This is a genomic window from Acidovorax sp. CCYZU-2555, from assembly GCF_018413525.1.
Lineage (GTDB): Bacteria > Pseudomonadota > Gammaproteobacteria > Burkholderiales > Burkholderiaceae_C > Comamonas.
In genome coordinates, this window is record NZ_JAHCDD010000053.1 from 1 (window position 1) to 14,220 (window position 14,220).

Annotated in this window: 6 protein-coding genes; all 6 read right to left on the bottom strand. The window is 63.3% G+C overall.

Going from position 1 to position 14,220, the window contains the following annotated elements; genetic code table 11:
- Window positions 1-7,620, bottom strand: a 7,620-nt coding sequence (locus KHY18_RS17855; protein ID WP_213302851.1) for a retention module-containing protein, incomplete at its 3' end; no start/stop codon positions are given.
- A 200-nt stretch (window positions 7,621-7,820) separates the two neighbouring features.
- Window positions 7,821-8,459 (bottom strand): response regulator transcription factor, encoded by a 639-nt coding sequence (locus KHY18_RS17860; protein ID WP_213302854.1) that lies wholly within the window; start codon window positions 8,457-8,459, stop codon window positions 7,821-7,823.
- A 33-nt stretch (window positions 8,460-8,492) separates the two neighbouring features.
- Window positions 8,493-9,923 carry an HlyD family type I secretion periplasmic adaptor subunit gene (locus KHY18_RS17865; RefSeq protein ID WP_502769153.1) on the bottom strand — a complete coding sequence of 477 codons (1,431 nt, stop codon included), beginning with the start codon at window positions 9,921-9,923 and terminating at the stop codon, window positions 8,493-8,495.
- Window positions 9,920-12,175, bottom strand: a complete 2,256-nt coding sequence (locus KHY18_RS17870) for a type I secretion system permease/ATPase (RefSeq protein ID WP_213302857.1) — start codon at window positions 12,173-12,175, stop codon at window positions 9,920-9,922. The genes KHY18_RS17865 and KHY18_RS17870 overlap by 4 nt, the downstream gene beginning before the upstream one ends.
- A 14-nt stretch (window positions 12,176-12,189) precedes the next feature.
- Window positions 12,190-12,423: a hypothetical protein gene (locus KHY18_RS17875; protein ID WP_213302860.1), complete on the bottom strand. Its 234-nt coding sequence runs from the start codon at window positions 12,421-12,423 to the stop codon at window positions 12,190-12,192.
- A gap of 17 nt (window positions 12,424-12,440) precedes the next feature.
- A complete protein-coding gene (locus KHY18_RS17880; RefSeq protein ID WP_213302863.1) occupies window positions 12,441-13,973 on the bottom strand; it encodes a TolC family outer membrane protein in 1,533 nt (510 codons plus the stop codon).
- Window positions 13,974-14,220 lie beyond the last annotated feature (247 nt).

Genomic DNA, 14,220 nt, shown 5'->3' on the forward strand with positions numbered 1-14,220 from the left:
AGTGCCCGAAGACACCAGCTTGCCGTTGGCCACCGCCACATCTTCGGTCACCGCGCCCACGCCCGCGCCCAAGGTGGGAATGTCGTTGGTGCCGTTGATGGTGACCTTGATGGTTGTCGTGGCCGAGCCGTCAATGCTCGTGACCGTATAGCTCTCGACCACCGACTCGCCGGCCTTGAGGTACTGCACCTTGCTGTTGTCGACCGAGTAGGTGTAGCTGCCATTCGTGTTGAACGTCAGCGTACCCAGTGGCGTACCGTTGCCGTCGAAGACAGCATCGGGTTTGAAGCTGTTCTCTCCATCGGCGTCCACAATCGTGACCGCTCCCGAAGTCGACAGCTTGTCGTCGACCACATTGACGTCTTCCGTCACGGTGCTGGTGCTTGCGCCCAGCGTAGGCACATCATTGGTGCCGTTGATGGTGACCTTGATGGTCGTGGTGGCCGAGCCATCCACGCTGGTGACCGTGTAATTCTCGACCACGGACTCACCGGCCTTGAGGTATTGCACCTTGCTGTTGTCCACCGAGTAGGTGTAGCTGCCGTTCGTGTTGAACACCAGCGTACCCAGCGGCGCACCGTTGCCGTTGAAAACGGCATCAGGCTTGAAGCTGTTCTGGCCAGCATCCGCATCCGAAATCGTCACTGCGCCCGAAGTCGACAGCTTGCCGTCAACCACGCCTACGCTCTCCGTCACCGAGACCTCGCTTGCACCCAGCACCGCAGCGTCGGCGGTGCCGATGATGGTCACGGTCACCTCTTGCATCGCCGTGCCGCCATTGGTGTCGCTCACGAGCACGTAAATGGTGTCCTTCACCTGTTCGCCTGCCGCCAGCGCCTGGACTTGGCTGCTGCTGTTGGCCAGCTCGTAAGTCCATTTGCCCGTGGCGTCTAGTGTGAAGGTGCCGTACTGGCCCTTGCCGCCATTGCTGATGCTCCAGGTGTGGGTGTCGTTGGTATCGACATCGGTCTTGGTCAGCTGACCGGAGACCGTCGTCGTCACGTCTTCTGTGACTTCGCCCGTCGCCGCGCCGCTGATGGTCGGAGTGTCATTGCTGCCATCGATGGTCACGGTCACCACTTGTGTGGCCGTTCCGCCATTGCCGTTGCTCGCCGTCACGGTGATGGTGTCAGTCACCTGCTGGCCCAGGGCCAGCGATTGCACATTGTTGTTGCTGTTGTTCAGCACATAGGTCCACTTGCCCGATTCGTCGACCGTGAACACGCCGTAAGTGCCCTGACCGTTGTTGCTGACGCTCCATGTGTGCGTGTCAATGGAATCGACATCGGTCTTGGTCAGCTGACCAGAAGTGGTGACCGCCGTGTCTTCAGTGACCACGCCAGTCGTATCACCGCTGATGATCGGAGCATCGTTGGTGCCGTGGATGGTGATCACGACTTGCGTCGTATTCGAACCATCCAGGCTGGTGACGGTATAGGTCTCGACGATGCTCTCGCCAGCCTTGAGGAACTGGACCTTGCTGTTGTCGACCGAGTAGCTGTAGAAGCCATCGGTATTGAACACCAGCGTGCCCAGCTGCGCGGCGCCAGTGGTGCTGGTGAATACCGCACCTGCCTTGAAGCTGCTTTCGCCGGTATCGACATCGCTGATCGTGACCGTGCCTGAAGTCGACAGCTTGCCGCCGCTCACATTGACGTCTTCGGTCACGGAAGCAATGCCCGTACCCAAGGTGGGAACGTCATTGGTGCCGTTGATGGTGATCACGACATTGGTCTTGGTGCCATCCGCCGTCGTCACTTCACGCGTTTCGGTCAGTGTCTGACCCGCACCCAGGGCCTGCACAGCCGCGTTGGTGTTGGTCAGCACATAGGTCCAGTTGCCGTTGGCATCGATGCTGAACTTGCCGTAGGTGGTCGTGACATTCGTCTGCGCCACAAACACGGCCTCGCCGGCATCGGGATCGACGACGTTCAGCTTGCCGCCCGTCGTCAGCGTTCCGTCTTCGGTGACCGAGCCCTTATCCGCACCCAGAGCATTCGGCGTGATCACCGCGCCATCATTTGCACCGTTGATGGTGATGTTGATGGTACTGGTGGCCGAGCCGTCCTTGCTGGTGACCGTGTAGGTCTCAACGATCGACTCGCCGGTCTTGAGGTATTGAACCTTGCTGTTGTCGACCGAGTAGCTGTAGGAGCCATCGGTGTTGAACACCAGCGTGCCCAGTTGCGCCGCACCCGTGGTGCTGGTGAACGTCGCACCGGCCTTGAAGCTGCTTTCGCCGGCATCGACATCGCTGATCGAGACCGTGCCCGAAGACACCAGCTTGCCGTCCGTCACCGCAACATCTTCGGTCACGGCAGCAACGCCCGCGCCCAAGGTGGGAATGTCGTTGGTGCCGTTGATGGTGATGACCACGTTCGACTTGGTGCCGTCGGCCGTCACCACTTCACGGGTTTCGGTCAGGGTCTGACCCGCGCCCAGGGCCTGCACAGCCGCGTTGCTGTTGGTCAGGACATAGGTCCAGTTGCCGCTGGCATCGATGCTGAACTTGCCATAGGTGGTCGTGACATTGGTCTGCGCCACAAACACGGCCTCGCCGGCATCGGGATCGACGACGTTCAGCTTGCCGCCCGTCGTCAGCGTTACGTCTTCGGTGACCGAGCCCTTGTCGGCGCCTGGCTCGGCAGGAGTGACCACCGCTCCAGAATCAGCGCCGTAGATCCGGATCACGATCGTGCTGGTCTTGCTTCCGTCGTGGCTGGTCACCGTATAGGTTTCCGTGACCGACTCACCGTTCTTCAGGTAGGCGACCTTGCTGTTATCGACCGAATAGCTGTACGAACCATCGACATTGAACGCCAGCGTGCCCAGCGCGGTATTGGCCGCCAGGAACTGGCCTTCCACCTTGCTCAGCACCGCGCCCGACTGGAACTTGCTTTCGCCCGCATCTGCATCGGTAATGGTCAGCGTGCCGACCGCTGTCAGCACACCGCCTGCAGCGTTCGGATTTTCGTTAATCGTCCTGTCAGCCTGGCTGAGCTGCGGCAAGTCGTTGGTGCCGGTAATGGTCACCTTGATATCTGCCAGCGTGCCGTCTGCCGTGCGCACGGTGACGGTTTCCGTCAATTGCACGCCTTCACCCAACGCCTGGATGACAGGGTCGTTGTTGTTCAGACGGTAATACCAGTTGCCGTTGGCTTCAATGGTGAACTTGCCATACTGCACCGCCACGTCACGCTGCTCCACGAAGGGATGCGCGCCTGCATCGGCACCCGTTGCAATCAGAGTGCCGCTGGCATCCGTCTTGGTGTCTTCCTTGAGGGCTGCGGTGTCGTTGCCGGTGATGATGCCTCCATCATCCGCACCATGGATGGTGATCTTGATGGTGGTACTGGCCGAGCCATCCTTGCTCGTGACCGTGAAGGTCTCAACGACCGAATCGCCGGACTTAAGGAACTGAACCTTGCTGTTGTCGACCGAGTAGCTGTAAGTGCCATCGGTGTTGAACACCAGCGTGCCCAGTTGCGCGCCGCCAGCGACCGTGCTACCCGTGAAGACCGCACCGTCCTTGAAGCTGCTTTCGCCGGTATCGATATCCGAGATCGTCACCGCGCCCGAAGAGACCAGCTTGCCGCCGACCACATCCACATCTTCCGTGACCGCGCCCGCGCCCGCGACCAGCGTGGGAACGTCGTTCGTGCCGTTGATGGTGATCACGACATTGGAGGTCGTGCCATCGGCAGTGGTGACCGTACGGGTTTCGGTCAGGGTCTGACCGGCGCCCAGGGCCTGTACCGCCGTGTTGCTGTTGTCCAACTGGTAAGACCAGGTGCCATCGGTGCCGATGGTGAAGTGACCATAGGTAGTTGCTACATTGTTCTGCGCAACAAACACGGCCTGGCCGGCGTCCGGATCGGTGACATCGAGCTTGCCGCCTGCAGTCAGCTGACCGTCTTCGGTGACTTCGCCCTTGTCGGCGCCGGGAACGTGCGGCGTGATGGTCGCGCCGGTGTCGGTGCCATTGACCGTGATGTCGATGGTCTTGGTGACCGTACCGCCATGGCCATCGCTGACCGTGACGGTAAAGGTTTCGACGGGCTTGTCCTTGGACGTCAAAGCCTCGGCCTTGTCGTTGTCCAGCGTGTAAGTCCACTTGCCGGTCTGGTCGATCGCGATCGTTCCGTAGGCGCCCGTGGCCGAACCGGTCACTTCCCAGGTCAGCTTGTCGTTCTTGTCCACATCGGTGGCAACCAACTGGCCGGTGGCCGTGGTCGTGCCGTCTTCGGTGACCGCACCGATCACCGGACCCGAGACTACGGGCACGTCGTTCGTGCCGTTGATCACGATGTTGACGATATGCGTCGTGCCGTCGGCACTCTTGACCGTAAAGGCTTCGCCCAGCGTTTCATTCACGCCCAGGGCTTGCACCGCCGGGTTGGTGTTGGTCAGCGTGTAAGTCCAGTTGCCATTGGCATCGACACTGAACTTGCCGTAGGTGCCGCTGGCATCGGTCTGCGGCTGGAACACCGCTTCGCCTGCGTCGGGATCGGTGATATCGAGCTTGCCGCCTGCAGTCAGCTGACCGTCTTCGGTGACTTTACCCTGGTCAACGCCGCCAATGCTCGGCAGATTGTTGCCGCTGCCATTGATGGTGATGACCACATCCTGCGTGGCCTTCGCGCCCTGGCTATCCGTCACCGTCACGGTGATGGTGTCGGTGACCGACTGGCCGTCGGGCAGATCCTTGACCTTGGCGTTGTCCAGCACATAAGTCCATTTGCCGTCGGCATCGACCGTCAGGCTGCCGTACTGGCCCTGGGGTGTGCCTACGGTCCAGCTGTGCGTGTCGCCCACGTCCACATCGGAGGGGTTCAGATCGCCGGAAATGCTGGCCGTGGTATCACTGATGGTGGCCGTGGCCGTGCCGGTGATCGTCGGCGCGTCATTGGTACCCGTGATGGTGATGACCACGCTGGCCGAAGTTCCGATCGTCGTCGTGACCGTGAAGGTCTCGCTGCGCGTCTCGCCTTCGCGCAGGGCTTGCACCTTGCCAGCGCTGTTGTCCAGTGCAAAAGTCCATTCGCCATTGGCGTTCACGCTGAAGCTGCCGTACTGGCCGGCCTTACCGGTTTGCGCCACGAACACCAGCGGGTCCGCAGCCGGATCCGTCGCCTCGAGCTTGCCGCTGGCCGCCAGCGTCACATCTTCCTGCACCGCGCCGGCGCCGTCGCCAGGCTCGACGGGAACGATCACGGGGCCTTCGTCGGTACCGTTGATGGTGATGGTGATGTCCTTGACATCCACGCCGCCCTTGCCGTCGCTGACCTGGACCTGATAGGTCTCGGTGCGCGTTTCGCCCGTGTTCAGGGGCTGGGCCGCGGCATTGTTGAGTTGGTAGAACCATTGGCCGCTGGCGTTGACGCTGAAGCTGCCATAGGTGCCGGTGCCGCTGCCCACGACGCTGTAGCTGTGCGTATCCCGGGTGTCCACATCGGTGGTGGCCAGCTGGCCGGTGGCCGTCTGCGTGCCGTCTTCGGTTACTGTGCCGGTCAATGCGCCCGACAAAACGGGAACGTCGTTCGTGCCATTGATGGTGATGACCACGCGGCCCGTGGTTCCGTCAGCGGTCGTGACCGTGAAGGTTTCGGTGCGCGTCTCGCCCGTGCCCAGCGCCTGCACCAGCGGGCTGTTGTTGTTCAGCGCATAGTTCCAGTTGCCGTTGGCGTCGATGGTGAAGCTGCCGTATTGACCGGCGCGGGCCTTCACCGGCACGAACACCGCCTGGCCTTCATCAGGGTCGACCACATTGAGCTTGCCAGCCGCGGTCAGCTGACCATCTTCGGTCACCGCGCCCCGGTCTGCGCCAGGAACAGCCGGCGTGATGATTGCACTGACATCCGCACCGTTGATGGTGATCGTGACGGTCTGCGTGTCCACGCCGCCCTTGCCGTCGCTGACCTGCACCTGATAGGTTTCGGTACGGGTTTCACCCGCGCGCAGCGGCTGGGCTGCGTCGTTGTCGAGCTGATAGGTCCAGCGGCCATTCGCGTCCACGCCGAAGCTGCCATAGGTGCCCTTGGAATTGCCCACGACGCTGTAGCTGTGCGTGTCCTTGGCATCCACATCGGCGGTGATCAGCTGACCGATGGCTGTCTGCACACCGTTTTCCGTCACGGTGCCCGTCAAGGCGCCCGAGAGTTCGGGTTGGTCGTTCGTGCCAACGATGGTGACGACCACGCTGCCCGTGGTTCCGTCGGCGGTCGTGACCGTGAAAGTTTCGGTCAGCGTCTCGCCTGCGCCCAGGGCCTGCACCTTGTCGTCGCCGTTGTTCAGCGCAAAGTTCCAGTTGCCGTTCGCATCGACGCTGAAGCTGCCGTACTGGCCGGGCGCATTGGTCTGCGCCAAGAACACCGCCTGACCCGCATCCGGGTCGATCACATTGAGCTTGCCGCTCGTGGTCAGCGTCACATCTTCCTGCACGCGGCCCTGGTCGGCACCTGGCGTTGCGGGAGTGATGATCGCGCCATCGTCTTCACCCTGGATGATGATGGTGACGGTTTGCGTCGCCGTGCCGCCCTGGCTGTCGGTGACAGTGACCGTGATGGTGTCGGTGAGCTGTTCGCCCGTCTTGAGACCCTGCACATCGGGATTGGCCGTGCCTGGCACATAGGTCCACTTGCCCGTCTGGTCCACGCTGAAGCTGCCGTACTGGCCCTGGCCGCCGTTGTTCACGGTCCAGGTGTGGCTGTCGCCGACATCGACATCCGCGACGGCCAGTTGACCGGTCACTGCCGTGGTCTGGTCTTCCAGCACCGTCACGGTCGACTCGCCCGAAAGCGTGGGCGCGTCGTTGGTGCCGGTGATCGTGATCGTCAACGTGCTGGTCGAGCTGGCGCCGTTGCGGTCGACCAGTTCATAGGTGAAGGTTTCCGTGCGTGTCTCGCCCGCGGCCAGCGCCTGCACCGATGCCAGGCTGTTGTCGAGCTGGTAGCTGTAGCTGCCGTCGGAATTCAGCGTGAGCTGACCGTACTGGCCCTGGCCGCCGCCGATCACGGTCAGGGTGTGCTGCTCCAGCGAGCCGTCGCCCAGCGAGTCATTGGTCAGCACGTTGCCGGTCAGCGCCTGGGCCGCGTCTTCGAGCACCGCGCCCACATCCGCATTCGACTCGGGCGTGGCCGGCGCGACCGCGCCAGCATTCAGGAACTGCACATCGTCGGTACCGGAGGCGCTGCGCGCAAAGCCGAGTTCCAGCGGGGCCGTGGCTTCCACGATGCGGGCCAGGCGCACGAAGGTGCTGCCGCCATCGCTACCACCGCTCAACGTGGCGGCCGTGGGGTCCAGCGTGTCGAACGGATCCTGGCCGGAGTTGATCGCGGCGATGATCTGGTCGATCTCCGTCACCGGCGGCGCGGCGATCGCGGCTTCCTGGGCCTGGGGTGGGCTCACGAGATCGGCGGTGAGCAGCACTTCCTGGTTCTCGCCCACGATCAACGGCGGCTGGCCGTCGGCCTGCAACTGCACCGAGCCGCCCGACGAAGTCACGATCAACGCATCCGCCGGGATGCGCATGCCTTCATGGATGGCAGTCAAACTGCCATCGGAGTTACGAATCCAGGCTTGGCCGGTGAGTTGGGTAACGAGAAGGGTTTGCGCTGCCATGATGATCTGAGACTCCAGTCAGTGGAGAGGAAGCGCCTGACGGTCTTCCTCCAATATTTCTACTGACATAGTAGGAGTCGGCTGACAAAACAGCTATTGGCGTCACGGCCAATAAGCGCATGATCCTCACCGCGAACCACATAAAAAAACCCGGGTTCCGCCAAAGCAGAACCCGGGTTCGTTATGCGACAGCCCCGCGCTCAGGCCGGTTGCTTGCGCCCTATTCCGTGGACCTTGAGCGCGAGCATCAGCCGGTCTTCGACCTGCAGCTTTTCAAAGATGGCCGACAGGTGCGCGCGCACCGTGCGCTCGCCTATCGACATGCGCTCGGCGATCTCGGCATTGCTTTCGCCCAGCGACGCGTAACGCGCCACTTCCTGTTCGCGCGGCGACAGCGCATCGGCCCAATGGTTTTCGGGTTCGGGCAGGCGCGCATCGACGTCGCGCAGCAGGCGCTGCAGCAGCGAGCGACCCAGCCAGATATTGCCGCCCGACAGGCTTTGCAGCATTTGCGAAAGCGTTTCGGCATTCGACTGCGCATGCGCATAGCCGCAGGCGCCCTTGGCCAGCAGTTGCCGCCCTTCCTCGTCGCCGGGACGGTTGCTGAGCACCAGTACCTGCACACCTTGCAGCAGGCGGCTCCAATCGGCGTCGTTGCTTGCGGGCAGCTGGGGCAAGGCGGCATCGAGCACGACCAGGCGGCGGCCCTGCTGTTTCCAGCGCTGCAGATCGGCCAGGCTCTGGCCGCGCGCCGGCAGCCATTGCGGGCCTGCGATCTGCTGCCAACCCTGCCACAGCGTCGCGTCCTGGGTCAGCATCAGCACCGGCTGTGCATTCATAAGATTTTTTTCTGGTGATGAACTAGGCATGAACTACCGCTCGGTCAACGCATTGGACTTGGTGCGCAAAATGGGCTTGAGCAGGTACTGCATCAGCGTGCGCTTGCCGGTAAGAATGTGCACTTCGGCCTGCATGCCCGGAATGATGGGGCGCGAGTTGTCGCCCACATCCGCGCGGTCGGTACGCACCTTCACCACATAGAAGGAATTGCCCTTCTCGTCGGTGATCGTGTTGGCGCCGATCTGCTCGAGCTTGCCTTGAAGACCGCCATAAATCGCGAAGTCATAGGCCGAGAACTTGACCTCGGCCTGCTGGCCCGGGTGCAGGAAACCGATGTCGCGCGGATTGATCTGCACTTCCATCAGCAGCGTATCGTCCAGCGGCACGATGTCCAGAATGTCCTTGCCCGGCTGCACCACGCCGCCGACGGTGTTGGCCATCAGCGTGTTGACGGTGCCGCGCACCGGCGAGCGCACTTCGGCCAGGCGCACCCGGTTTTCCAGCGCCACCTGGCCCTGCTCCAGCGTGCCCAGCTTGGAGCGTGTTTCCGACAATTCCGCGCGCGCCAGATTGCGCGCCGTCAGCTCGGTTTCCTGGATCTTGCGGTCGGCTTCCTGGATGGCGGCCTGGATACGGCCCATCTGCGCCGTGGCCGCGCGCGCCTCGCCGCAAAAGCGCGCGACATCGCGCTGCAGTCGCAGCAGATCGACTTCCGACACCGCGCCGCTCTTGAGCAAGGGCCGTGTCACGTTAAGTTCTTCCGAGGTCAGGCTGCAGCTAGACGCCGACTGGTCGCGGTTGGCCTGGTTCTCGCGCAGCTCCTGCTGGCGTTGGCGCAGCTGGTCGCGCGCAATGTTCACGGTGGCGTTGATTTCCTGCGTGCGGGTCTCCCACAGCCGGCGCTCCTGCTCCACGACCAGCGGCGCCGCGGTCTGCAGCTCCGCGGCAACCTTGAAGGTTTCACCCGAGGCCAGCGCCTGCAGGCGTGCGGCCTTGGCTTGCAGGGACAGCAGTTCGGAACGGTTCTCGCCCAGCGACGAGCTGTAGCGTGTCGGATCGATGCGCAGCAGCACCTGGTCCTTCTCCACGCGCTCGCCCGGGCGCACCAGCAACTCCTGCACGATGCCGCCGTCAAGGCTTTGCACCACCTGCACCTGGCGCGACGGCACGACCTTGCCCTGGCCGCGCACCACTTCGTCGATGCGCCCGAACGCCGCCCAGACCAGCAGTGCCAGCACCGCCAGCAACGCCGCCCAGATCAGCAGCCGCGAACCACGCGCCTGCTGCTGGCCCGCGGCCCACTGCGCATCGGCCTTGAGATCGTCGCTCTGGTGCGTGCCCACGACCTCGCTGCCGTCGAGCATCCAGCGCTCGAGCTGGCGCCCGCGCGACTGCAGCGCGGACTTGAATCGGCCGGGCTTCTTCGGCGGCTGCGCGTCTTGCATTGGCTTCTTCTCGCTCATGACCGGCCTCCCGTGCCGCCGATGCGGCCCTGCTTCAAGGCTTCGATCACCTGGTCCTTGTCGCCATCGGCGACGATGCGCCCGCCGTCGATCACGATCAGCCGGTCGACCAGCGTCAGCAGCGCCGTGCGGTGGGTCACCAGCAGCATGGTCTTGCCTTCGGAGGCTTCCTGCAGGCGGCGCTTGAGCTGGGCTTCGCTCTGGTTGTCGAGATTGCTGCTCGGCTCGTCGAGCAGCAGCATGGGCGGATCGTTGATCAGCGCCCGCGCCACGGCGATCGACTGGCGCTGGCCGCCCGAAAGCGATTCACCGCGCTCGCCGATGTTCATCGCATAGCCGTTGGGGTGCTGGGCCGCGAACTCGTCGACGCCGGCAATACGCGCGGCATGCAGCATTTCGCGCTCGCCCGCATGCGGCGCGCCCACCAGCAGGTTGTACTTGAGGCTGCCGTAGAACAGCATCGGGTCCTGCGGCACATGGCCGATGGCGCGGCGCAGATCCACGGGGTCGATCTGGCGCGCGTCGACGCCGTCGATCAGCACCGCGCCGTCGGTGGGCTGGTACAGGCCCAGCACCAGTTTTTCCAGCGTGGTCTTGCCCGAGCCTATGCGGCCGATGATGCCCACGCGTTCGCCGGCCTTGACCGAAAAGCTCACGCCCGAAAGACTGGCCTGCTCGCTGCCCGGGTACTTGAAACTGACGTTGCGAAACTCGATCGCACCGCGCAAATCTGGCCGCGCGACGAACTCGGTTTCGGGCCCATGCTCGATAGGCATCTTCATGTAGTTGTCGATCGAATGCAGCGAAGTGCGCGCATTGTGGAACTGCATCATCAGCCCCGCGACCTGGCCGAACGGCGCGAGGCAGCGCCCGGCAATCATCGACGCCGCAATGATGCCGCCCATCGACAGCGCCGACTCCTGCACCTGGTACACGCCGATGATCACCACGGCCACGCTCACCAGTTGCTGCATGGTCTGCACGAAGTTCACCGCCCCCGACGAAATGAACTTGATCTTGCCGCCCATGTAGGCCAGATATTGGGTAGAGCCTTCCCACAGGCGCTGCACGCCGCTTTGGGCGTTGAGCGTCTTGACGGCTTCGAGGTTGGTCAGCGACTCGACCAGCAAGGCATTGCGCTGCGAGGCCGCCTGGAAGGTCTTGAGCGTGAGGCTCTCCATGCGCGCCTGGGCCCAGAACGACACCAGCAAGATGGCCGCGATCGCCACCAGCGGCGGAATCAGCATCCAGGGCGAAATCCAGACCAGCGCCAGCAGGAACAGCAGCACGAACGGCAAGTCGACCAGCGTGGTCAGGCTTGCCGAGGCGATGAAGTCGCGCACCGATTCGAACGAGCGCAGATTGGCCGCGAACGAGCCCACCGACGCCGGGCGGCTTTCCATGCGCAGATCGAGCACGCGCTCCATGATCTGCGCCGACAGCTGCACATCGACGCGCTTGCTCGCCGAATCGACGACATAGGCGCGCGCCGTGGTCAGCACGAAATTGAAGATCAGCACCAGCGAGATGCCTATGGCCAGCACCCACAGCGTCTCCACCGCGTTGTTGGGCACCACGCGGTCATAGACGTTCATGCTGAACAGCGGCATGGCCAGCGCGAAGATATTGATCAGCACCGCGGCCAGCAGCGCATCGCGGTACAGGCGGCGGTTGTCGAGCACCACGGCCCAGAACCAGTGGCCGCTGCGCGGCTCCAGCCCCGCCTGCACCGAACGCTGCTCGAAACGGAACTGCGGGCGCACAAAGCACATCAGGCCGGCGTAGTCCCGATACAGGGTCTGGCGATCTACCTCGACCGGACTGTTGCTCTCGGGGTATTGCAGCAGGAAACGGCCTTCGGGCAGCGTCCTGAGCAGCAGACAGGCACGGTTGCCGTTGAGGATCAGAATCGCGGGCAGCAGACCATCGGGCAGGTCTTCGAGACCGCGCTGCACGATGCGCGTCGTGAAATGTGCGCGCGCCGCGGCGCGTGCCAGCAGCGACGGCGTGAGGCGCTGGTCGACCAGCGGCAGGCCGTTGCTCAGTGCCTGGGCGGTATAGGGCTTGCCATGCAGGTGCGTGAGCTGCACCAGACAGTCGAGCAAGGGGTCGGAATGGGTCTCGTGGGACGGTGGAACGCCGGCGGAGCGCGGTCTGACCTGTGCCACGTCGGTGTCGGCCTCGTTCAGCAATGCCTGCGCCCTCGCGGCTGCGGCCAATGGATCCTGTGCTTCATATTCCGATTTAGACATCGTCGCCCATCCAACTACAAAAGCTCTTCGTCATCATCGATCAAATCCAGCGAACCTCGCACGCGCTCGCGCACGCGCTTGCGCTGGCTCAACTTCTCCAGCGCGCGCGGCGGTAAATCGGTCAGGCGCAGCGTACCGTTGGCCAGCAAGGCCTCGATCAGATCTTCCAGAACGCGGATGAAGTCCGCATCCAGCGCGGAAAGCTCGCGCCGGGAATCTTCGGAAGGTGGCAGATTGCTTTTTTCCATACGGTACGCCTTCCAGGCTACGGCATCGCGACGCGGCGCGTCATGCGCAAGGCAGTCGGGGCTTGCGCCATGTTCTGCACGGGCACGGCGTCCTGCGCGACCTGCGCGGACACCGGGTTCAGATTGGTAGTATCAGGCACGGCGGCGTTGCAGCTGCGCAGCGTGTCGTCAGGCAGCGTCAGCGCCTGCTGTTCTTCGGGACGGCTCGTCAGATGTGGCTGGGCCAGGCCCAGCACGGGCAGGATCTGGCTCGACAGCGTGAGCCACTGGTACTCGGCCTTCTTCAGGTCGTACTGCGCATTCACCAGCGCGCGCTCGGCATCGAACAGCTCGTTCTCGGTGTTGAGCAAATCCAGCAGCGAACGCTGGCCGATCTTGAACTGCTGCTGGTAAGCGACGCGCACCTTCGACGTCGACAGCACATGTTCCTGCAGGAACGGTGCCTGCTGGCGCAGGCGCGCGATGTTGTTCCAGGTGATGGACATTTCCTGCAGCAGATTGCGGCAGGTGTAGTCGCGCACATCGTGGGCCGCATAGCCCTGGGCGATGGTCTGGCGCAGACGCGCGTCATCGGCACCGCCGCGCGACAGGTTGTAGGTCATCATGACCTGCACGCGCGACGTCTGCTGGTTCCAGAAAGCCGGCGTCGACTGTTCGCGATCGCGGCCCGTGGAGGCCACGAACTCGACCTTGGGCAGGCTCGCGCCCTTGGCGGCCTTCTGCCCGGCTTCGGCCGCCTGCAGCAGCGCCTGCTTCGACAGAAGCTGGGGATTGGAGCGCAGTGCGTCGCCAAAATCGCGCGTCACCGCAGGAACGATCAGGCGGTCGGTGACTTCAGGCACCGGCGCCATCTCCGCTGGCGGGTACTCACCCACCACACGGCGATAGCGCTGCATCACGTCATTGAGATTGTTGGTCTCGGTCATCAGGTTCGATTGGGCCAGCGACACGCGGCCGCTGGACTGCTCCAGATCGACGCCACGGCCCACGCCCGATTGCTGGCGCTCGCGCAGCTGACCCAGCGTCACTTGATGCGTGGCAAAGTTGTCGCGCGCCAGGCGTTCCATTTCGCGGTAGCGCTGCACATCCAGATAGGCTCCAACGGCTTCGTTGGCCAGGGTTTCGGTGGTGGCGCGCAGGTCATAGAACTTGGACAGCTTCTCGAAGCCCAGCTGGCGCACGCCGCTGCTGGTCGCGAAACCGTCGAAAATCATCTGGCGCAGTTGCACGTTCCAGCCGGGGCGGTTCCAGTCGGTGTCCGCGCCATTTTCAGAGTTGCTGCGCCATTCGCGGCCGACCCAGCCCTGGGCCGTCACTTGCGGACGCAGCGCGCCACGCGCCACGTTCTGACCTTCCAGGGAAGAGGTCAGATCCTGGAAACGCACCTGTATCTCGGGGTGGGTCATCAGCACTTTTTCCACGACCGACTGCAACGCCGCGCCTTGGCCAGTGGCCTGCTGGGCCGTCAGTGCTGTCTGGGCCATGCCGGAAACAGCCCACGACGCCATACCCAAAGATGCGACAGCCTGTGCGATCTGCTTGAACTTCATTTTCATACCCTTGATGGTTGGTTCCGACCGGGCAATACGGCAGCTTCCCGAACGACAGGAAGATCCGATTGGAGTGCAGGAACGCGCGCGCGCCATTCCGGCTGGAAACTGCTTTTACATGCGACCGGCGCAATGCGTGCGTCCAGTCGAAACAGAAAATCAACGAAAAAATTCTGCGATTTCGGTAGCCCAAGCGCTGCGCGCGCCCGGCCGCCGGCCATGCTGGTCCCAAGACACAGCGAGCGAC